Annotated in this window: 16 protein-coding genes and 1 riboswitch; of the genes, 13 read left to right on the forward strand and 3 right to left on the reverse strand. The window is 71.3% G+C overall.

What is annotated here, in order from left to right:
* The first annotated feature begins 109 nt into the window (after window positions 1–109).
* From DD542_RS01330 to dctP, 11 genes are all read left to right on the forward strand, one after another.
* Window positions 110–2,737 (forward strand): cation-translocating P-type ATPase, encoded by a 2,628-nt coding sequence (locus DD542_RS01330; RefSeq protein ID WP_127803243.1) that lies wholly within the window; start codon window positions 110–112, stop codon window positions 2,735–2,737.
* A gap of 39 nt (window positions 2,738–2,776) precedes the next feature.
* Window positions 2,777–2,892: riboswitch (TPP riboswitch) on the forward strand.
* Window positions 2,893–2,992: 100 nt separating this feature from the next.
* Window positions 2,993–4,885: a phosphomethylpyrimidine synthase ThiC gene (gene thiC / locus DD542_RS01335; protein ID WP_127803245.1), complete on the forward strand. Its 1,893-nt coding sequence runs from the start codon at window positions 2,993–2,995 to the stop codon at window positions 4,883–4,885.
* Window positions 4,886–4,888: 3 nt separating this feature from the next.
* Window positions 4,889–6,031: an FAD-dependent oxidoreductase gene (locus tag DD542_RS01340; protein WP_127803247.1), complete on the forward strand. Its 1,143-nt coding sequence runs from the start codon at window positions 4,889–4,891 to the stop codon at window positions 6,029–6,031.
* A complete protein-coding gene (gene thiS / locus DD542_RS01345; RefSeq protein ID WP_066156248.1) occupies window positions 6,025–6,222 on the forward strand; it encodes a sulfur carrier protein ThiS in 198 nt (65 codons plus the stop codon). Before DD542_RS01340 ends, thiS begins: the two co-directional genes overlap by 7 nt.
* A 30-nt stretch (window positions 6,223–6,252) precedes the next feature.
* The gene (panD, locus tag DD542_RS01350) at window positions 6,253–6,645 is read left to right on the forward strand and encodes an aspartate 1-decarboxylase (protein WP_127803249.1); all 393 of its coding nucleotides are present in this window, start codon (window positions 6,253–6,255) and stop codon (window positions 6,643–6,645) included.
* Entirely contained in the window at window positions 6,642–7,940 is a 1,299-nt protein-coding gene (locus DD542_RS01355) for an adenosylmethionine--8-amino-7-oxononanoate transaminase (protein WP_127803252.1), read from the forward strand. The genes panD and DD542_RS01355 overlap by 4 nt, the downstream gene beginning before the upstream one ends.
* Window positions 7,937–8,596 (forward strand): dethiobiotin synthase, encoded by a 660-nt coding sequence (bioD, locus tag DD542_RS01360; protein WP_127803254.1) that lies wholly within the window; start codon window positions 7,937–7,939, stop codon window positions 8,594–8,596. The genes DD542_RS01355 and bioD overlap by 4 nt, the downstream gene beginning before the upstream one ends.
* Before the next feature lie 5 nt (window positions 8,597–8,601).
* Entirely contained in the window at window positions 8,602–9,846 is a 1,245-nt protein-coding gene (gene bioF / locus DD542_RS01365) for an 8-amino-7-oxononanoate synthase (RefSeq protein ID WP_127807243.1), read from the forward strand.
* A gap of 2 nt (window positions 9,847–9,848) precedes the next feature.
* The gene (locus DD542_RS01370) at window positions 9,849–10,628 is read left to right on the forward strand and encodes a thiazole synthase (RefSeq protein ID WP_127803256.1); all 780 of its coding nucleotides are present in this window, start codon (window positions 9,849–9,851) and stop codon (window positions 10,626–10,628) included.
* Entirely contained in the window at window positions 10,625–12,223 is a 1,599-nt protein-coding gene (locus tag DD542_RS01375) for a bifunctional hydroxymethylpyrimidine kinase/phosphomethylpyrimidine kinase (RefSeq protein ID WP_127803258.1), read from the forward strand. Before DD542_RS01370 ends, DD542_RS01375 begins: the two co-directional genes overlap by 4 nt.
* Before the next feature lie 97 nt (window positions 12,224–12,320).
* On the forward strand, window positions 12,321–13,403 hold the full coding sequence (gene dctP / locus DD542_RS01380; RefSeq protein ID WP_066156230.1) for a TRAP transporter substrate-binding protein DctP: 1,083 nt from the start codon (window positions 12,321–12,323) through the stop codon (window positions 13,401–13,403).
* A 15-nt stretch (window positions 13,404–13,418) separates the two neighbouring features.
* Here the strand turns inward: dctP and DD542_RS01385 are convergent, their stop codons facing one another.
* The 3 genes from DD542_RS01385 to DD542_RS01395 form a co-directional block, all read right to left on the reverse strand.
* Window positions 13,419–15,200, reverse strand: a complete 1,782-nt coding sequence (locus DD542_RS01385) for a monovalent cation:proton antiporter-2 (CPA2) family protein (protein WP_127803260.1) — start codon at window positions 15,198–15,200, stop codon at window positions 13,419–13,421.
* Between the two features lie 152 nt (window positions 15,201–15,352).
* Window positions 15,353–16,702, reverse strand: coding sequence for a dicarboxylate/amino acid:cation symporter (locus DD542_RS01390; RefSeq protein ID WP_127803262.1), 1,350 nt, complete (start codon window positions 16,700–16,702; stop codon window positions 15,353–15,355).
* A 105-nt stretch (window positions 16,703–16,807) separates the two neighbouring features.
* Entirely contained in the window at window positions 16,808–17,830 is a 1,023-nt protein-coding gene (locus tag DD542_RS01395; RefSeq protein ID WP_127803264.1) for a DctP family TRAP transporter solute-binding subunit, read from the reverse strand.
* Between the two features lie 21 nt (window positions 17,831–17,851).
* On the opposite strand from DD542_RS01395, the gene DD542_RS01400 reads away from it, so the two are divergent.
* Both DD542_RS01400 and DD542_RS01405 read left to right on the forward strand, forming a co-directional pair.
* Complete coding sequence (locus tag DD542_RS01400; protein ID WP_127803266.1) at window positions 17,852–19,825, forward strand: ATP-binding protein; 1,974 nt, start codon at window positions 17,852–17,854, stop codon at window positions 19,823–19,825.
* Entirely contained in the window at window positions 19,804–20,460 is a 657-nt protein-coding gene (locus DD542_RS01405) for a response regulator (protein ID WP_241559648.1), read from the forward strand. Before DD542_RS01400 ends, DD542_RS01405 begins: the two co-directional genes overlap by 22 nt.
* Window positions 20,461–20,470: the final 10 nt, after the last annotated feature.

Genomic DNA, 20,470 nt, shown 5'->3' on the forward strand with positions numbered 1-20,470 from the left:
GCGGTCGGGCAAGGCCATCGATTGTCGCGGCAGTCGCGGTGGCGACGCCCCTCGCAGGCAGGCGCTGGCGGTGAATGGGCACCCCCGACCCGCTGCGCTACGCTCGGGCATGCCCTCACCGACCACCCACCCCGCCGATCCGGACAACCTGGCCGGTGCCAGCCAGGGCCTCTCCTCGGCCACGGCCGCACAGCGTCTGGCCGAAGACGGCCCCAATGCCCTGCCCGGCGGCCAGCGCCGCAGCCTGCTGTCCATCGCGCGGGACACGGCGAAGGAGCCCATGTTCCTGCTGCTGCTGGCGGCGGGCACGCTCTACCTGGTCTTTGGCGACCTGCAGGAAGGGCTGACCCTGTTCGGCTTCGTGCTCGTCACCCTGGGCCTGACGCTGTACCAGGAGGGCAAGACCGAACGCGCCATCGAGGCCCTGCGCGACCTGACCAGCCCGCGCGCGCTGGTGGTGCGCAACGGCGTGGCGCAGCGCATCGCCGGGAGCGAGGTGGTGCGCGGCGACCTGCTGCAGCTGAGCGAAGGCGACCGCGTGCCGGCCGACGCCTTGCTGCTGTCGGCCGATGGCGTGCAGGCCGACGAGTCGCTGCTGACGGGCGAGCCGGTGCCCGTGGCCAAACGGGCCGCCCTGCCCCACGAAAGCGCTGCGCCCGCGGGCGACGGTGGCACCCAGGGCCACCGCCCTGGCGGCGACGACCTGCCCACGGTCTACGCCGGCACGCTGATCGTGCGCGGGCAGGCGCTGGCCCAGGTCACGGCCACGGGCGCGCGCAGCGAGATCGGGCGCATCGGCCTGGCGCTGGGCACGCTGGACAACGAACGCTCCCCGCTGCAGCGCCAGACCACGGCGCTGGTGCGCAAGCTGGCTGTGCTGGCGCTGCTGCTGAGCCTCACCCTGGTGCTGGTGCATGGCCTGCTGCGCGGCGACTGGCTGCAGGCCGCGCTGGCCGGCATCGCGCTGGCCATGGCGATGCTGCCCGAGGAATACCCGGTGGTGATGACCGTGTTCCCCGCGCTGGGCGCGCGCCGCCTGTCGCGGGAAGGCGTGCTCACGCGGCGCATCAACGCCATCGAAACCCTGGGCGCCACCACGGTGCTGTGCAGCGACAAGACCGGCACGCTGACCGCCAACCGCATGACGGTCACCCACCTGGCCGCGGGCGGTGCCGCGCTGCCGGACCGGCTGGCGCTGGACACGCTGGGCAGCGCACCCCTGCCAGAAGCCTTCCACACGCTGGTGGAGTACTCGATCCTGGCGAGCGTGGTGGAGCCCTTCGACCCGATGGAGAAGGCCTTCCACCAGCTGGGCGCGCGCTTCCTCGCCGACACCGAGCACCTGCACCACGACTGGCGGCTGGTGCAGACCTATGCGCTGAGCCCGGCGCTGCGCGCCATGTCGCATGTGTGGATGGCGTCGGACGGCGGCGCGCAGACGGTGGCCGCCAAGGGCGCCCCCGAAGCGGTGATGGACCTGTGCCACCTCGATGCGGCGCAGCGGGCGCACATCGCCACGGTGGTGGACGGGCTGGCCGCACAGGGCCTGCGTGTGCTGGCCGTGGCCAGCGGCCGGTTCGAGGGCGAGGACTGGCCCGCGAACGAACACGACTTCGATTTCGGCTTCGTCGGCCTGCTGGGCCTGGCCGACCCGGTGCGCCCGCAGGTGCCGGCGGCGATTGCCGAGTGCCGTGCGGCGGGCATCCGCGTGGTCATGATCACCGGCGACTACCCCACCACCGCGCTGACCATCGCGCAGCAGGCCGGCCTGGCCACATCGCTCACCGCGGACGACGTGCTCTCGGGCGACGAGATGGCCTCGCTCAGCGATGCCGCGCTGCAGGCGCGCATGGCGCACGTCAGCGTGTGCGCGCGCATCGCGCCGGAACAGAAACTGCGCATCGTGCAGGCGCTCAAGGCGCGCGGCGACATCGTGGCCATGACGGGCGACGGCGTGAACGACGCGCCCGCCCTGCGCGCCGCGCACGTGGGTGTGGCCATGGGCCTGCGCGGCACCGACGTGGCGCGCGAGGCGGCTTCGCTGGTGCTGGTGGACGACGACTTCGCGGCCATCGTGCGCGCGGTGCGGCTGGGGCGGCGCATCTTCGACAACCTGCGCAAGGCCATGTCCTACATCCTGGCGGTGCACGTGCCGATCGCCGGCATGGCGCTGCTGCCGGTGCTGTTCGGCTGGCCGGCCCTGCTGTTCCCGATGCACATCGCGCTGCTCGAACTCATCATCGACCCGGCCTGTTCGGTCGCGTTTGAAAACGAACCGGCCGAAAGCGACTTGATGCAGCGCCCGCCGCGCGACGCCAGCGCGCCGCTGTTCGGAGGAGCCACCTTGTGGCTGGCGCTGCTGCAGGGCCTGGGTGTGCTGGCAGCGGTGCTGGGGGCCTTTGCCTGGGCGGCGCCGCGCCTGCCCGAGGAAGAGGCCCGTGCATTTGCCTTCGCGACGCTGGTGGTGGGCAACCTGGCGCTGATCCTCTCCAACCGTTCGGCCACCGAACCGTTCTGGGTCACGCTGCGCACGCCCAACCGTGCGCTCTGGGTCGTGGTGGGGCTGGCCCTGTCGCTGCTGCTGGCCGCCCTGTATGTGCCCTGGGCCGTGACGGTGTTGCGTTTCGCGCCGCTGCCCTGGCACGAGCTCGCCGCGGCTGGCGGGCTCGGCCTGCTGAGCGTGCTCTGGTTCGAGGCCATCAAACGGGTCCGGCGCGGGCGGCGGGCGCGGCGCTGACCGGCATTTGGCGACCTGCGAGGAAGCACGCTACACTGCGCGCCTGCTCCGGGGTGCACGGGCCTGCCAAGGCCCGGCGCTGAGATGGTGTGACACACCGAACCCGTGAACTTGATCCGGCTAGTACCGGCGAAAGAAGAGCGTTGCCTTGAAGGACCCGTGGACGGGGCGCATCCGCCCACACCCATGGTCCCTCCGGGCGGTCCTCCGGAGCTGTTCGTTTTTCAACAGCTTTTTCAATCAGGAGACCGCCCGATGAACGCCCCCGACAAGCTCCAGCAGCTGCTCACGCTCACGCGCGAGCCTTTCCCCCAATCCCGCAAGGTCCATGTGCCCGGCGCGCTGCCCGGTGTGCAAGTGCCCATGCGCGAAATCGCGCTGACCAACGGCGAAACCGTCACGGTCTACGACACCTCCGGCCCTTACACCGACCCCGCCGCCGACATCAACATCCGCCAGGGTCTGAAACCGGTGCGCAGCGAATGGGTGGCCGCGCGCGGCGACACCGAAGCCTACGAAGGCCGCGCGCGGGTGGCGCTGGACGACGGCGGCAAGCATGGTGAAACAGCGGACGCGCGCATCGAAGCCCTGCGCGCCGAAGCGGCCGGCCTGCAGCGCCAGCCGCTGCGCGCGAAGGCAGGCCGGAACGTCACTCAGATGCACTACGCACGAAAGGGCATCGTCACGCCCGAGATGGAGTACATCGCCATCCGCGAGAACGGCCAGCGCGAGTGGATGAAGGAATACCTCGGCGACGCCGAGCGCGAGGCGCGTCTGAAGGGCAACGGCATGGGCGCGCGCATCCCCGACGTGATCACGCCCGAGTTCGTGCGCGAGGAGGTGGCGCGCGGCCGCGCGGTGATCCCGGCCAACATCAACCACCCCGAGGTCGAGCCGATGATCATCGGCCGCAACTTCCTGGTGAAGATCAACGCCAACATAGGCAACTCGGCCGTCACCTCGTCCATCGAGGAAGAAGTCGAAAAACTCGTGTGGTCCATCCGCTGGGGCGGCGACACGGTGATGGACCTGTCCACCGGCAAGAACATCCACACCACGCGCGACTGGATCGTGCGCAACTCGCCGGTGCCCATCGGCACGGTGCCCATCTATCAGGCGCTGGAGAAAGTGGGAGGCGTGGCCGAGGACCTCTCCTGGGAAATCTTCCGCGACACGCTGATCGAGCAGGCCGAACAGGGCATCGACTACTTCACCATCCACGCCGGCGTGCGCCTGCCCTTCATCCACCTGACCACCAAGCGTCGCACCGGCATCGTCAGCCGTGGTGGCTCCATCCTGGCCAAGTGGTGCATCACGCACCACAAGGAAAACTTCCTGTACACGCACTTCGACGAGATCTGCGAAATCATGAAGGCGTATGACGTGACCTTCTCGCTGGGCGACGGCCTGCGCCCCGGCTCGGGCGCGGACGCCAACGACGAAGCGCAGTTCGCCGAACTCAAGACCCTGGGCGAGCTGACGCAGATCGCCTGGAAGCACGACGTGCAAACCATGATCGAAGGCCCCGGCCACGTGCCCATGCACATGATCCAGGCCAACATGGACGAGCAGATCAAGCACTGCCACGAGGCGCCGTTCTACACACTGGGCCCGCTGACCATCGACATCGCGCCGGGCTACGACCACATCGCCTCGGCCATCGGCGCCGCCATGATCGGCTGGATGGGCACGGCCATGCTCTGCTACGTGACGCCCAAGGAGCACCTGGGCCTGCCGGACCGCGACGACGTCAAGCAGGGGATCATTGCCTACAAGATCGCGGCCCACGCCGCCGACGTGGCCAAGGGCCACCCCGGCCAGCGCGCGCGCGACGACGCGATGAGCAAGGCGCGCTTCGAGTTCCGCTGGCGCGACCAGTTCGCGCTCGGCCTGGACCCGCAGACCGCCGAGGCCTACCACGACGAGACGCTGCCCAAGGACTCGTCCAAGGAAGCCCATTTCTGCTCGATGTGCGGGCCCAAGTTCTGCAGCATGAAGATCACGCAGGACGTGCGCGACTACGCGGCCGCCAAAGGCCTGAGCGAGGAGCAGGCCCTGGCCGATGGCATGGCGCGCAAGAGCGAAGAGTTCAAGGCGGTGGGCGGCGAGTTCTACGTGCCCGTCGACTCATTGAAAAACAAGGCCTGAGCCATGGCGCGCATCGGTATCGCGGGCGCCGGCCTGCTGGGCCGGCTGCTCGCCTGGCGGCTGTCGCCCCACCACGAGGTGACGGTGTTCGACCCGGCCGATGGCCCGCAGGCCCGCAGCGACGGCCAGGGGCCGGCGGCCTTCACCGCGGCCGGCATGCTCAGCCCGCTGGCCGAGCTGGACAACTGCGGCCCCGCCATCGCCGCGCTGGGCTGGCGCTCCATGGCGCTGTGGCGCGAGATCACCGATGCCCTGGCCCGCGCAGGATCGCCGCGTGCGGGCGCCCTGCCCGCCGCCTGCGGCAGCTGCACCGGCTGCTCGACCAGCCCCGGCACCGGCGAGGAACCGGCGCTGCAGCTGCGCACCCTGGGCAGCCTGCTGGTGGCGCACGGCAGCGACCTGGGCGCGGCCCAGCGCGTGCTGGCGCGGCTGGCACAGGCGCCCGACCTGGTCGGCCACGCGCAGACCCCGCAGCGGCTGAACCGCGGCGCCCTGGCCGCACTGGAGCCCGCCATCGACCCGCGCCTGCACGCCTGGCTGCTGCCGGGCGAGGGCCAGATCCTGCCGCTGCAGGTGCTGCCCGCGCTGTGCGCGGCCTCGTCCCGCGTGCGCTGGCGCTGGCGGCACACGGTGGCGTCGGTGCAGCCGGGCCGCATCGTGCTGGATGACGGCGGCGAAGAGCGCTTCGACCTCGCCATCGACGTGCGCGGGACCGGCGCCCGGCCCGAACTGCCGGTGCGCGGCGTGCGCGGCGAGGTGGTCTGGCTGCAGGCGCCCGGCGTGCCGCTGCACCGGCCGGTGCGCCTGCTGCACCCGCGCCACCGCGTCTACATCGTGCCCAGGCCCTGCGACCACATCGTCATTGGTGCCAGCGAGATCGAGAGCGAGGACCGCTCGTCGGTGAGCCTGCGCAGCGCGGTGGAGCTGATGGCGGCCGCCCAGAGCGTGCTGCCCGAGCTGGCCGAGGCGCGCATCGTGCACCTGGAGACCAACCTGCGCCCAGCCCTGCCCGACAACGAGCCGCGCATCGACCACCAGGACGGCCTGCTGCGCATCAACGGCCTGTACCGCCACGGCTGGCTGCTGGCGCCCGCGCTGGTCGAAGACGCCTTGCGGCAATGCTTCTCCTCCGTCACAACATGCTGACCTTCAACGACCTCACCCTGCCCTGCCCCGAGGGCCTGACGCTGGCCCAGCTGCTGGACGAACGGAGCATGGACCCCGATACCATCGCGACCGCCGTGAACGGCGCCTTCGTCCCGCGCGATCAACGCGCCACCACCGTCCTGCAGCCCAACGACACCGTGCTGACCTTCCAGGCCATCGTCGGCGGCTGACCTCATTCACCGAACCCGGAGACACCCACCATGTTCCGCACCCTGCTCAAGTCCAAGATCCACCGCGTCGCCGTGACCCAGTGCGAGCTGCACTACGAAGGCTCCTGCGCCATCGACGAAGACCTGCTGGACGCCTCGAACATCGCCGAGAACGAACAGATCCACATCTGGAACATCAACAACGGCGAACGCTTCATCACCTACGCCATCAAGGGCGAGCGCGGCAGCGGCATGATTTCGGTCAACGGCTCGGCGGCGCGCCGCGCCTCGGCGGGCGACCTGCTCATCATCGCGGCCTTCGCACAGGTGCACGAGGACCAGGTCGCCACGCACAAGCCCAAGCTGGTGTTTGTCGACGAGCACAACCGCGCCAACGGCTCGCGCGACCACGTGCCGGTGCAGACACAGGAACAGGTGAAGTGAACACCGCCGACCTCGCGCAGCGCAGCCTGCGCAGCGTGTGGCACCCCTGCACGCAGATGATGCGCCACGAGGCCCTGCCGCCCGTGGCCATCGCCCGCGCCGAAGGGCCATGGCTGTATGGCACCGACGGCACGCGCTACCTGGACGCTGTCAGTTCCTGGTGGGTCAACCTGTTCGGCCACAGCCACCCCGCCATGCGCGTCGCGCTGGCCGAGCAGATGGCCACGCTGGACCATGTGATGCTCGCCGGCTTCACCCACGCGCCGGTGGTGGAACTGTCGGAACGGCTGTCGGCGCTGACCGGCCTGGGCCACGCCTTCTACGCCAGCGACGGCGCCTCGGCCACCGAGATCGCGCTCAAGATGAGCGCGCACTTCTGGCGCAACAGCGGCCGCCCGGGCAAGAGCCGCTTCGTCGGCCTGGCCGGGGGTTACCACGGCGAGACCGTGGGCGCGCTGGCCGTCACCGACATCGCCCTGTTCCGCGAGGCCTACGCGCCGCTGGTGCGGCTGGCCGCCACCGTGCCCAGCCCCGACCGGCGCGGCATCGGGGCCGAGGCCGCCGCGGCCGCGCTGGCCGACTGGCTGGCGCAGCACCACGAGACCACGGCCGCGCTGATCGTCGAGCCGCTGGTGCAGTGCGCCGCCGGCATGGCCATGCACGACCCGGCCTACCTGCGCCAGGCGCGATCGCTGTGCGACCAATACGGCGTGCACCTGGTGGTGGACGAGATCGCCACCGGCTTCGGCCGCACCGGCACCCTGTTCGCGCACGAGCAGGCCGGCATCCGGCCCGACTTCCTGTGCCTGTCCAAGGGACTGACCGGCGGCACGCTGCCGCTGTCGGCGGTGCTCACCACCGACGCGGTGTACGCGGCCTTCTACGACGACGACGTGGCGCGCGGCTTCCTGCACTCGCACTCCTACACCGGCAACCCGCTGGCCTGCCGCGCCGCGCTGACCACGCTGGACCTGTTCGAACAGGAGGACACGCTGGCCCGCAACCGCGCCACCGCGCAGGCGCTGGACATGCTGCTGGCGCCGCTGACCGCGCACCCGCGCGTGCGGCACGCGCGGCGCCAGGGAATGATCTGGGCCTGGGACATCACGACCAGCCGGCCCGACTTCGCGCGCCGCTACCAGGGCCACGCGCTGGCGCGCGGCCTGGTGCTGCGGCCCATCGGGAAGACGCTGTACTTCATGCCGCCCTATGTGCTGGACGACGAGGCGATGCAGCACCTGGCCCACGGCGCGCTGACGGCGCTGGAGGCCACCCTCGCCGAGGAGACGGCATGAACGCCTTCTTCATCACCGGCACCGACACCGGCGTCGGCAAGACCTTCGTGAGCTGCGCGCTGCTGCAGGCCCTGGCGCGCCGCCACCCGCGCGTGGTGGGCATGAAACCCGTGGCCGCGGGCCTGGTGCCCACGCCGGATGGCTGGGACAGCGAGGACGCCATCGCCCTGCGCTCGGCCTCCACCGTGCGAGTGCCGCCCGCGCTGGACAACCCGGTCCGCCTGCCCGACCCGCTCTCACCGCACCTGGCGGCCGAGCGCGCGGGCACCCGCATCGACATCCACCACCTGGTGGCCTGCCAGCGCGAACTCGCGAAGCGCGCCGACGCCATGGTGGTGGAAGGCGCGGGCGGCTTCCTGGTGCCGCTCACGCCCGAGCACACCGGCGCCGACCTGGCGCAGGCCCTGGGCCTGCCGGTGCTGCTGGTGGTCGGGCTGCGCCTGGGCTGCTTGAACCACGCGCTGCTGAGCGCCGAGGCGATCCGCGCGCGCGGCCTCACGCTGGCCGGCTGGGTGGCCAACCGCATCGACCCCGGCATGGCCGCGGCCGACGAGAACATCGCCTTCCTGCGTCAGCGCCTGGGCGCCCCGCTGCTGGCCGACATTCCCCACAGCGCCACGCCCGACTTCCGAGCGGTGCACATCGAGCTGCCATGAACCCCATGCCGACCACCGACTCCTGGCTCGACGAGATCCCGCAGCGCCTGCAAGCGCTGGACCAGGCCCACTTGCGCCGCCGCCGCCGCGCGGTCAAGCCCGCGGGCGGTGCGCTGCTGAACGTGGACGGACGCGAGATGCTGGCCTTCTGCAGCAACGACTACCTGGCCCTGGCCGGCCATCCCGACCTGGCCGAGGCCGCCTGCGAGGGCGCGCGCCGCTTCGGTGTGGGCGCCGGGGCCTCGCCCCTGGTCAGCGGCCACAGCACCGCCAACGAGGCGCTGGAGCGCGAGCTGGCCGCCTTCGTGGGCCTGCCGCGCGCGCTCTACTTCTACGCCGGCTACGCCACCAACATCGGCATCGTGCCGGCGCTGGTGGGCGACGGCGACGCGATCTTTTCCGACGCGCTCAACCACGCCTGCCTGATCGACGGCGCGCGGCTCTCTCGCGCGCGCATCCACCGGTTCGCCCACGCCGACCTGGCCGACCTCGCGACCCAGCTCGCCGCCAGCACGGCCCGGCGCAAGCTGGTCATCAGCGACGCGGTGTTCAGCATGGACGGTGACATGGCCGACATTCCCGCGCTGCTGGCACTGTGCGAACGGCACGACGCGCTGCTGCTGCTGGACGACGCGCACGGCTTCGGCGTCTGCGGCCCGCAGGGGCGCGGCAGCCTGGCCGCCGTGGGCCTCACTGGCCCCAGTGCCTCGCGCCGTGTGCTCTACATGGCCACGCTGGGCAAGGCCGCGGGCGTGGCCGGCGCCTTCGTGGCCGGGCCCGACGACCTGGTGGAGTGGTTGCTGCAGAAGACGCGCAGCTACATCTTCGCCACCGCCGCACCCGCCCTGCTGGCCTGCGCGCTGCGCAGCAGCCTGCGCCTGATCGAACGCAGCGACGAACGCCGGGCGCAGCTGCAGCGCCTGATCGCGCGCCTGCGCCAGGGCCTGCAACCGGTGCTGGCGCGCAGCGGCTGGCAGCTCGGCCACTCGGACACACCCATCCAGCCGCTGCTGATCGGCGGCAACGCCGAGGCGCTGGCCGTGATGGAAGGCCTGCGCGAACAAGGCATCTGGGTGCCGGCCATCCGCCCGCCCACCGTGCCCGAGGGCACGGCGCGGCTGCGCATCGCGCTCTCGGCCGCCCACACCGACGAGCACATCCACCGGCTGGTCCAGGCGCTGGACCGGCTCGCCCCCGCATCGGCATCCAAGCCCGCACCCATGCCCGCAGCGTCCTTGCCAGGAGCCTGAACATGAGCACCCTCACCGTCTACGGCACCGCACTCGCCAGCCGCTTCCTGCTGGGCAGCGCGGGCTACCCCTCGCCCCAGGTGCTGCGCGAAGCCATCGCGGCCAGCGGCACGCAGGTCGTCACCGTGGGCCTGCGGCGCACCCTGGCCGCGGCCGGCGACAACGGCTTCGTGCAGGGCATCGTGGACAGCGGCGTGCGCCTGCTGCCCAACACCGCCGGCTGCCGCACGGCGCGCGAGGCCATCACCCTGGCCCACATGGCGCGCGAGCTGTACGGCACCACCTGGATCAAGCTCGAAGTGGTGGGCGACGAACACACCCTGCAGCCCGACCCCTGGGGCACGGTGGAGGCCGCGGCGCAGCTCATCAGGGACGGCTTCGCGGTCTTCCCCTACTGCACCGACGACCTGGTCACCTGCCAGCGCCTGCTGGACGCCGGCTGCGAAGTGCTGATGCCCTGGGGCGCGCCGATCGGCTCGGGCCAGGGCCTGATCAACCCGTTCGCGCTGCGCACCCTGCGCGCGCGCCTGCCCGGCGTGCCGCTGGTGGTGGACGCCGGCATCGGCGCCCCCTCGCATGCCGCGCAGGCCATGGAACTGGGCTTCGACGCCGTGCTGCTGAACTCGGCGGTGAGCCAGGCGGTGGACCCGGTGCGCATGGCGCGCGCCTTCGGCCTGGCCATCGAGGCGGGACGCACCGCCTACGAAGCAGGCGTGATGGCGCCGCAGGACATGGCCGTGGCCTCGACCCCCGTCACCGGACATCCCTTCCTCATCGCATGAACACGCCCCCCATCCTCTGGAGCATCGCCGGCACCGACAGCGGTGGTGGCGCGGGCCTGGCGGCCGACCAGCGCGCGGCCGACGCCTTCGGAGTGCACCTGTGCCCGGTGGTCGCCGCCGTCACGGCGCAGAGCACCACCGCGGTGACCCGCATCGACGCGGTGCCGCCCGATCTGCTGGACGCCCAGCTGGCCGCGCTGGCCGAGGACATGCCACCCGCCGTCATCAAGACCGGCCTGCTGGGCAGCGCGGCCAACGCGCGGGTGGTCGCGCGCTGGGTGGACCGGCTGCGCACGCGCGCACCGCTGGCCTTCGTGATCGACCCGGTGCTGCGCGCGAGCACGGGCGCCGGTTTCGTGGACGAGGCGCTGATGCAGGCCTACCGCGACGAGCTGCTGCCCCGGGCCACCGCGATCACGCCCAACCAGCACGAGGCGGTGCTGCTGCTCGGCCCGGACGGCGACAACGGCGTGCCCGCCATGGCCTCTGTGCTGCGTTCGCAGGGCGTGCAGGCGGTGCTGGTCACCGGCGGCGACGCCGCCACACCCGGGCTCGCGCACGACTGGATCGACACGCCGCACGCCCGTGGCTGGCTGACGCTGCCGCGCGTGGACACGCCCCACCACCACGGCACCGGCTGCACGTACGCCACCTCATTGGCTGCGGCTCTGGCGCTGGGTTTCGTGGCGGCCGACGCCGCGGTGCTGGCCAAGATGGCGACCACCCACGCGCTGCGCCACGCGCGCGCCGTGGGGCGCGGCGCCGGGCCGGTGGTGGCCCGCGAAGGCTTCGGCACCGACCCCTGCCTGCTGCCCCGCCTGTCGCTTGGCACGCAGGCGCCGACCGCCTGGCCCTCGAAAGCGCGCAGCCGCGACCCCGGGGTCTACGCCATCGTCGACAGCGCCGAGCGTGTGGAGTCGGTGCTGAGCGCCACGCCCACGGTGGACACGATCCAGTTGCGCATGAAACGCCCGTCGGGCCTGGACGACCGCGCCTGGGCCACGCAGCTGCACGCCGCCATCGCCCGCGCCCAGCGCGCGGCCGACGCGGCGGGTGTCCCGCTGGTGATCAACGACCACTGGCAGATCGCGCTGCACGCCGGTGCCCGCGCCCTGCACCTGGGGCAGGAAGACCTGCTGGCACTCGGCCCCGACGACCGCGCCGCGCTGCAGGCGGCGCGCGAGGCGGGCGTGCAGCTGGGCTTGAGTTCGCACAGCCTATGGGAGCTGTGCCGCGCCGCCGCGCTGCAGCCCGACCTGATCGCCTGCGGCCCGGTCTGGCCCACCACCACCAAGGACATGCCCTGGCGGCCCCAGGGCCTGGACAACCTGGCCTGGTGGGCCCACATGGCGCCGACGCCGGTGGTGGGCATCGGCGGCGTCCTCGATCCGGCGCAACTGCGCGCGGTGGCCGCCGCAGGCGCGGCCGGCGGCTGCGTGGTGCGGGGCCTGGGCGACGAGCCATCGCAGACCCTGCCGGCCTGGCGCAGTGCCTGGGCCGAGGGGCGGGCCGCCGCACAACGACACCCGGTGCCGGCCCTGCCACACCCCTCGCTGTCCGGCCCCTGCCAGCGTCCGGTAGGTGATAAGGGTTAGCCCATCTCTCTGGTAAGGTTCACGGGTTTGCCAACCGCCGGGCGACCGGGGCGCCAGACGCCCCGGGGCACCGGCATTTTTCATCCCGGAGAAAACCATGGATCGTCGTTCCCTGATCAAACACGCCGGCATCGCGGGCGTGCTCGCCGCTGGCGCGGCCCCCGCCGTGCACGCCCAGGCCGCCGTGCGCTGGCGCCTGGCGTCGAGCTTCCCCAAGTCGCTGCCCACCATCTTCGGTTCGGCCGAGAAGTTCTCGGAAACCGTCAAGGCCCTCTCGGGTGGCAAGTTCGAGGTGTCGGTGCACGCCGCGGGCGAGCTGGTGCCGCCGTTCGGCGTGGTCGATGCGCTGCAGAACAGCACCATCGAGATGGCGCAGACCGCGTCCTACTACTTCACCGGCAAGAACTCGATCTTCGCCTTCGGATGCGCGGTGCCCTTCGGTCTGACCGCCCGCCACATGGACGCCTGGATGGAACACGGCAACGGCCGCAAGCTGATGGACGAGTTCTACGCCGAGTACAACATCACCTCCATGAGCGCGGGCAACACCGGCACCCAGATGGGTGGCTGGTACCGCAAGGAAATCAAGTCGGCGGCCGACCTCAAGGGTCTGAAGATGCGCATGGGCGGCGGCCTGTTCGGCGAGGCCATGACCAAGCTGGGCGTGGTGGCGCAGAACATGCCTGCCGGCGAGGTCTATCAGGCGCTGGAAAAGGGCACGCTGGACGCCACCGAATTCGTCGGTCCGTTCGACGATGAAAAGCTCGGCTTCCACAAAGTCGCCAAGAACTACTACTACCCCGGCTGGTGGGAAGGCGGCGCCGAACTGGAGTTCTTCATCAACAAGAAGGCGTTTGACGCGCTGTCGGCCGAGAACAAGGCCATCGTTCGTGCCGCCGGCGCCGTGGCCGCGCGCGACATGACCGCCAAGTACGACGCCCAGAACCCGGCCGCCCTGCGCCGCCTGGTGGCCGCCGGTACCAAGCTGCGCGCCTTCGACAAGTCCATCATGGACGCCGGCTACAAGGCGTCGATGGAGGTGTTCGCCGAGCACGAGGCCAAGTCGCCCGAGTTCAAGAAGATCCACCAGGACATGCGCGCCTTCCAGCGCGACCAGGTGCTGTGGAGCAAGTTCTCCGAGTGGCGCTACGACAGCTACATCGCCGGCCTGAAGCTCTGAACCCGGCCTGACGGCTCAGCCAGTGACGCCGCCATGGGCGGCGTCCTTGTTCGCCATGTTGCGCAACACCAGGGCCCGGCCGGCGAACAGGCCGCCGGCCAGCTCCAGGTCGAAGCGGCCGGCGTCGCGGCGGCGCACCTCGGCCATGACCTCGTCGGCCTCTTCCGCGCTCGCACCGGTGGCGATCACCGCCTCGCGGCCCAGCAGCATGGCCGACTCGAACGTCTCGCGCACGAAGAAGTCGGCACCAGCCCTGGACAGCTCGATCGCGTGCTCGCGGTCGAAGGCCCGCACCAGCACGCGCGCCTGCGGACAGGCGCCCCTGGCAATCTCGGCAATGTGCGTGGCCGCCGCGCGGTCGTCGATGCACACCAGCACCGCGCTGGCAGAGTGCGCACCGGCCGCATGCAGCACGTCGGGGCGGCTGCCGTCGCCGTAATAGACCTTGAAGCCGTAGGATTCGGCGTCGCGGATCACCTGGGTGTCGTTGTCGATGATGGTCAGCGAGGCCCCGCGCGCCAGCACGCCCTGGCTGGCGATCTGGCCGACACGGCCAAACCCGACGATGAGCACGCTGGCGGTGCGCTCGCCCACCGCCTCCACACCGTCCATCGACACCACGGCCTGGCGGGCGAAACGCTTGTGCAGCAGCACCGTCAGCGGCGTGAGCGCCATGGACAGCACCACGATGGCGGTCATGTTGGCATTGACCACCGGGTCGATCACCTTGGCGGCCAGCGCCGCTGCGAACAGCACGAAGGCGAATTCACCGCCCTGGGCCATCAGCACCGCGCGGTCCAGCGCGTCGATGTGCGAGCTTCTGGCCAGACGCGCCACGCCGTAGATGCACAGCGCCTTGACCACCATCAGCGCCAGCACGCCCGAGACGATGAGCGGCCAGTTCTGAGCCACCACCGCCAGGTCGAGCGACATGCCCACGCCCAGGAAAAACAGCCCCAGCAGCAGACCACGGAAAGGCTCGATGTCGGCCTCCAGCTGGTGACGGAAGGTCGATTCCGACAGCAGCACACCGGCCAGGAATGCGCCCATGGCCATCGACAGGCCACCCAGTTGCATCAGCAGCGCCGAGCCCAGCACCACCAGCAGCGCGGCGGCGGTCATGACCTCGCGTGCCTTGGCGTTGGCGAGCACGCGGAACAGCGGATTGAGCAGCCACAGGCCGGCCGCCACCAGCACGCCGATGGCGGCCAGGGCCATGCCCACCGCCGTCCAGCGCGCGCCCGCCGAGGCCGCCACCTCACCGGCGACAGGGGGTGCCATGAAGGCCACCAGCGCCAGCAGCGGCACGATCAGCAGGTCTTCGAACAGCAGGATGGCCACGATCTTCTGACCGCGCGGCGCCGCCAGATCGCCGCGTTCGCCCAGCAGCTGCATCACGATGGCGGTGGAGGTCAGCACAAAGCCCATGGCGCTGATGAAGGACACCGGCCACGAAAAACCGGACGCCACCCCCACCAGCGTGAGCAGCGCACCGCACACCACCACCTGCAGGCTGCCCAGTCCGAAGATCGCGCGGCGCAGGTTCCACAGGTGCGAGGGCCGCATTTCCAGCCCGATCACGAACAGGAACATCACCACGCCGAGCTCGGCGGTGTGCAGGATGCTTTGCGGATCTGTGAACAAACCGGCCCCGAACGGACCGATGGCCAGACCCGCGGCCAGGTAACCCAGCACCGAGCCCAGGCCCAGTCGCTTGAACAAGGGCACGGCCACCACCGCCGCACCCAGCAGGCTCACCACCTGGATCAGGCTGCCCGAACTTGCTTCAGCCGCCATGAGTCCTGCCCGCAAGAGATGCCACAACGACCCCCACCATCGCCATGTGCATGGCACGCCTCCTCGTCAGATTGGAACGGAACAGTCGTCGACTGCCGCGCTAGTGTGACGCAAAGCTCATGGGGCCGGGTGGTCGACCGGCATGCCCCCGCTCAGCGTGGCGCGTCGGCGGCCACTGCCATGTGCGCCACCTGCTGGTCGAGGATGGCTTCGGGGTCGTCGGCTTCCTGGGCCGTGGGGTGGGCCAGGCCGTCGTTCAGGCGCTGCATGTCCAGGTCGCCGGTCCACTTGGCCACCACCAGGGTCGCCACGCCGTTGCCCACCAGGTTGGTCAGGGCGCGGGCCTCGCTCATGAAGCGGTCGATGCCCAGGATCAGCGCCAGGCCGGCCACCGGCACGCCCCCCACCGCCGACAGCGTGGCCGCCAGCACGATGAAGCCGCTGCCGGTGATGCCGGCCGCGCCCTTGGAGGTGAGCAGCAGAACGGCCAGCAGGGTCAGCTGCTGCGTGAGCGTCATGGGGGTGTCGGTCGCCTGGGCAATGAACACCGCGGCCATGGTCAGGTAGATCGAGGTGCCGTCGAGGTTGAACGAATAGCCGGTGGGGATCACCAGGCCGACCACCGACTTGCGGGCGCCCAGATTTTCCATCTTCTCCATCATGCGCGGCAGCACCGATTCGCTGGACGAGGTGCCCAGCACGATGAGCAGTTCTTCCTTGATGTACTTGATGAACCGGACGATGGAGAAGCCGTGCAGGCGCGCGATCAGGCCCAGCACGCCGAACACGAAGATCAGGCAGGTCAGGTAGAAGGTGCCCATGAGCTTGCCCAGCGAGAACAGCGAGTCGATGCCGTACTTGCCGATGGTGAAGGCCATGGCGCCGAAGGCACCGATGGGGGCCACCTTCATGATGATGCCGACGATGTCGAACAGCACATGCGAGGATTTCTCGATGAAGTCGAACACCAGGGTGCCGCGGCCGCCGAACTTGTGCAGCGCGAAGCCGAACAGCACCGAGAACAGCAGCACCTGCAGGATGTCGCCCTTGGCGAAGGCGTCCACCACCGAGGTCGGGATCACGCCCATCAGGAAGTCGACCGTGCCCTTCATCTTGCCGGGCTCGGTGTAGGCGGCGATCGCCTTGGTGTCCAGCGCGGACGCGTCCACGTGCATGCCGTTGCCGGGCTGCACGAAGTTGACCACCAGCAGACCGATGACCAGCGCCAGCGTGGACACGATTTCAAAGTACAGCAGGGCCAGGCCGCCGGTCTTGCCGACCTTCTTCATGTCCTCCATGCCGGCGATGCCCACCACCACGGTGCAGAAGATGATGGGCGCGATGATCATCTTGATCAGCTTGATGAAGGCGTCGCCCAGCGGCTTCATCTGCTCCCCCAGTTCGGGGTGGAAGTGGCCCAGCAGCACGCCGATGGTGACGGCGGCCAGGACCTGGACATAGAGGGATTTGTAGAGCGGCTTGCGCTCGGCGGTTGCAGCCATGGCGTGTCTCCGTGGGGCTGTTTTGGGGGATGCGGGACGATACGCAGCCCCCCGCCGCGCGCCAACTGTGGCGTTCAACAGTCGTAGAACTACGTACCGGGCGGTTCAGCCGCTGCCGATGGCCCGCTGGACGTCGCGCAGCAGCCCCGCCCCCACGCTGCGCCCGAAGCCGTCCACCACCGGCCGCAGGTGGCGGCGCAGTGCCTCGCGCTCGGCCGCGCCCAGCGCGTGCAACCGCAGGCCGGGGGTCTGGCGCAGGGTCGCCAGGGCCTGGCGGTCCAGCGCCTCGGCCAGCCGGTTGCCGTGCGCCAGCGCCTCGGCCAGCGCGTCGTCCACCAGCGCCCGGTCGACCCGCGACAGGCTCTCCCAGAAGCGCGGGTGCGTGACCACCGCGTAGCCCAGGTAGCCGTGCTGCGTCAGCGTCAGGTGCGGCTGCAGCGCGGCCAGGCCCTGGGTCAGGAAGTTGCTCGGCGGATTCTCTGCCGCGTCCACCACGCCGCTGGCCAGCGCCCGCTGGGTTTCGCCAAACGGCAGCACCACCGGATGCGCCCCCAGGGCGCGCATCTGCTCGCCCAGCACCTGCGAGGCCTGCACCCGCACGCGCAGACCGCGGTAATCGTCCGGCGTGCGCAGCGCGTGCCGGGCGCTCATCTGCTTGAAGCCGTTGTCCAGAAAGCCCAGCCCCCGAATCTGCTGGCGCGCCAGCCGCTCCAGCAGCCCGCGCCCCACCGCCCCCTGCGTCACGCGCCGCACCTGGGCCAGGTCGGCGAACAGGTAGGGCAGGTCGAACACCTCGAACTCGGGCACCCCGGCCATGCCGAACTTGGACAGCGAAGGCGCCAGCATCTCCACCGCGCCCAGGCGCAGCGCCTCCATCTCGTCGTCGTCGCCCCAGAGCGACGAATCCGGGTACAGCTCGACGCGGATGCGCCCACCCCCGCGCTGGTGCACCAGCGCCTGGAAGCGCAGCGCCATCTGGCCCTTGGGCGTGTCGGGCGCCACCACGTGCGAGAAGCGCAGCAGCACCGGCGGCGCACCCGCCAGCGCCGGCGCCCCCACCGCCGCACAGGCCGCCACCAGCAGGCGGCGGCGAGCGCACAACAGGGACGACGGGCGTTCGACAGACATGCTGGCTATGCTAGCGGGCCCATGGCTTCCGACACGCCCACGCGGCCCGCCCCCGACCTCGACGCGCTCGATCTGGACACGCGCCAGACCGCGGCCCTGACGCGCCGCGCGATGGGCTGGCTGGTGGCGCTGCTGCTGCTGGTGGCCGCGTCGGCGCTGGCGCTGTGGCTGTTCCTGCGCAGCGAGGAAACGCGCGAGGCCGACCGCCGACGCACCGCCGACGCCGAGTGGCTGGACCAGACCCTGCGCTTCCACTTCCGCCGCCTCGAAACCGACCTGGCCGCGCTGGCACAGGCCCACCAGAACGGCGGCGACGACCAGGCGGTGGCCGCGCGCCACGGCCCCTGGTGGCAGAACCCCGGCCGCATCGCCTTTCACGGCTGGGTGCCGGCCGCGGCGCCGGGTGGGCGCAGCGGCTGGCCGGCCGAACTGCAGGCCGCGGCGCAGGACCCCGGACACGCCGCCGCCCTGGCCACCATGCTGGACACCACGCGCGGCCTGCAGCGCCCGGCCTACGCCGGCCCGTTCGCCACGGCCGACGGTGGCGACGCCTGGCTCTGGCTGGCCGTGCCGCACTTTGAACAGGGCCGTTTCACCGGCGACGCCGTGGCCGCGGTTCCGGTCCAGCGCCTGCTGGCCGACGTGCTGCCCGCCTGGTTCCTGCAGGACCACAACGTCGCGCTGGCCGACGAGAACAGCACGGCCGCACCCGACGACGGCCTGCACTTCACCGCCCCCATCCAGCTGCCGGGCGCCCAGCTGCGCCTGCGGGTCGCACTGACCGACAGCACACCCCCGCTGGCGCCGCGCGCCTTCTTCGCCGCGGCGCTGCTGTGCCTGCTGGGCATGCTGCTGGCGCTGCTGGCCCTGTGGCGCGACAGCGCCCGCCGCCAGCGCGCCGAGGCGCGGCTGCAGACCCAGCTGGCGCTGCGCACCGCCATGGAACGCTCGGTGACGCTGGGCCTGCGCGCCTGGGACACCCAGGGCCGCCTGCTGCACGTGAACCCGGCCTTCGCCCGCCTGGTGGGCTGGACACCGGCCGAGCTGATGGCACACACAGGACCACTCCCCTACTGGCCCGCCGACCAGGGCGACGAGTTCGAGCAGGTGCAGCGCGCCGCGCAAGCCCCCGAGGCCCTGGCCCTGCAGCTGCAGCACCGCGACGGCCAGCGGCTGGACGTGCTGGCGCACAGCGCGCCGCTGCGCCCGGCCAGCGGCGAGGTGGTGGGCTGGGTCGGCTCGGTGCTGGACGTGACCGAGCGCCGCCGCATCGAGCGCCTGGCCGCGCGCCAGCAGGAACAGCTCGAAGCCTCGGGCCGTCTGGTGGCCATGGGCGAGGTGGCGTCCACCCTGGCGCACGAGCTCAACCAGCCGCTGGGCGCGCTCAGCAGCTTCGCCACCGGCCTGCTCAACCGGGTGCGCGAGCAGCGCATCACACTCGAAGAGATCGTGCCGGTGGTCGAGCGCATGGAGCGCATGGCCGACAAGGCCGGCCGCGTGATCCAGCGCGTGAACGCCCTCGCCCGGCGCCAGGAAACCGTGCGCCTGCCGCTGGCGCTGGCCCCGTGGGCTGCGCGCGTGGCGCAGGCCGTGCCGCTGCCCGAGGGCGTGCGGCTGGAACTGGCCCTGCCTGGGAGCGACGGCCCCACCGTGCCGGCTGACGCGCTGCTGCTGGAAAACGCCCTGCACAACCTGGTGCTCAACGCCGGCGAGTGGGCCGCGCGCAGCGGCCGTACCCCGCCCACCGTGCGCGTAGGCCTGGTGACCGGCGACGGCCAGATCGGCCTGCGCGTGTGCGACAGCGGCCCCGGCGTGCCGCCCGAGCAGCGCGCCACGGTGTTCGACGCCTTCGCCAGCCACAAACCCGGCGGCATGGGCATGGGCCTGGCCATCTGCCGCTCCATCGCCGAAGCGCACCACGGCCACATCGACCTGAGCGACTGCCCCGACCTGCTCGGCGCACAATTCACGCTGTGGCTGCCCCTGAACCCCTGACCCCCCCGAACCCGCCGGTCCACATCGTGGACGACGACGCGGACTTCCGCGACGGCCTGGCCTGGCTGCTCGATTCGCGCGGCCTGCCCACCCGCGTGTGGACCGGGGGCGACGCCTTCGTGCAGGCGCTGCAGCGCGGCGAGCTGGGTGAACTGGCCCGGGCCTGCAGCGTGGTGCTGCTGGACATCCGCATGGAACCGCTCTCGGGCCTGGCCACCTTCGAGCAGCTCAAGGCCGCCCGCTGGCCCTGGCCGGTGCTCTTCCTCACCGGCCACGGCGACGTGGGCATGGCGGTGGCCGCGGTCAAGAACGGCGCCTGGGACTTCCTGGAAAAGCCGTTCCAGAACAACCAGCTGGTGGACAAGGTGGAGGCCGCCTGCCAGGCCGCCGTGCGCCTGCACACCGAGGCGCGGGAGAAGCTGCGCTTCCAGCAGGCCCTGGCCGCGCTGAGCGCGCGCGAGCGCGAGGTGCTCGACGAGCTGCTGGCCGGCCACTACAACAAGAACATCGCCGACCACCTGGGCATCGCCCAGCGCACAGTGGAGTTCCACCGCGCCAACATCTTCGACAAACTCGGCGTGGCGTCGGCGGTGGAACTGGCCCACCGCATGGGCCGGCTGATCGCCGACGACTGAGCGTCTTCCG

It is taken from the genome of Hydrogenophaga sp. NH-16, assembly GCF_004006415.1.
GTDB classification, from domain to species: domain Bacteria; phylum Pseudomonadota; class Gammaproteobacteria; order Burkholderiales; family Burkholderiaceae_C; genus Hydrogenophaga; species Hydrogenophaga pseudoflava.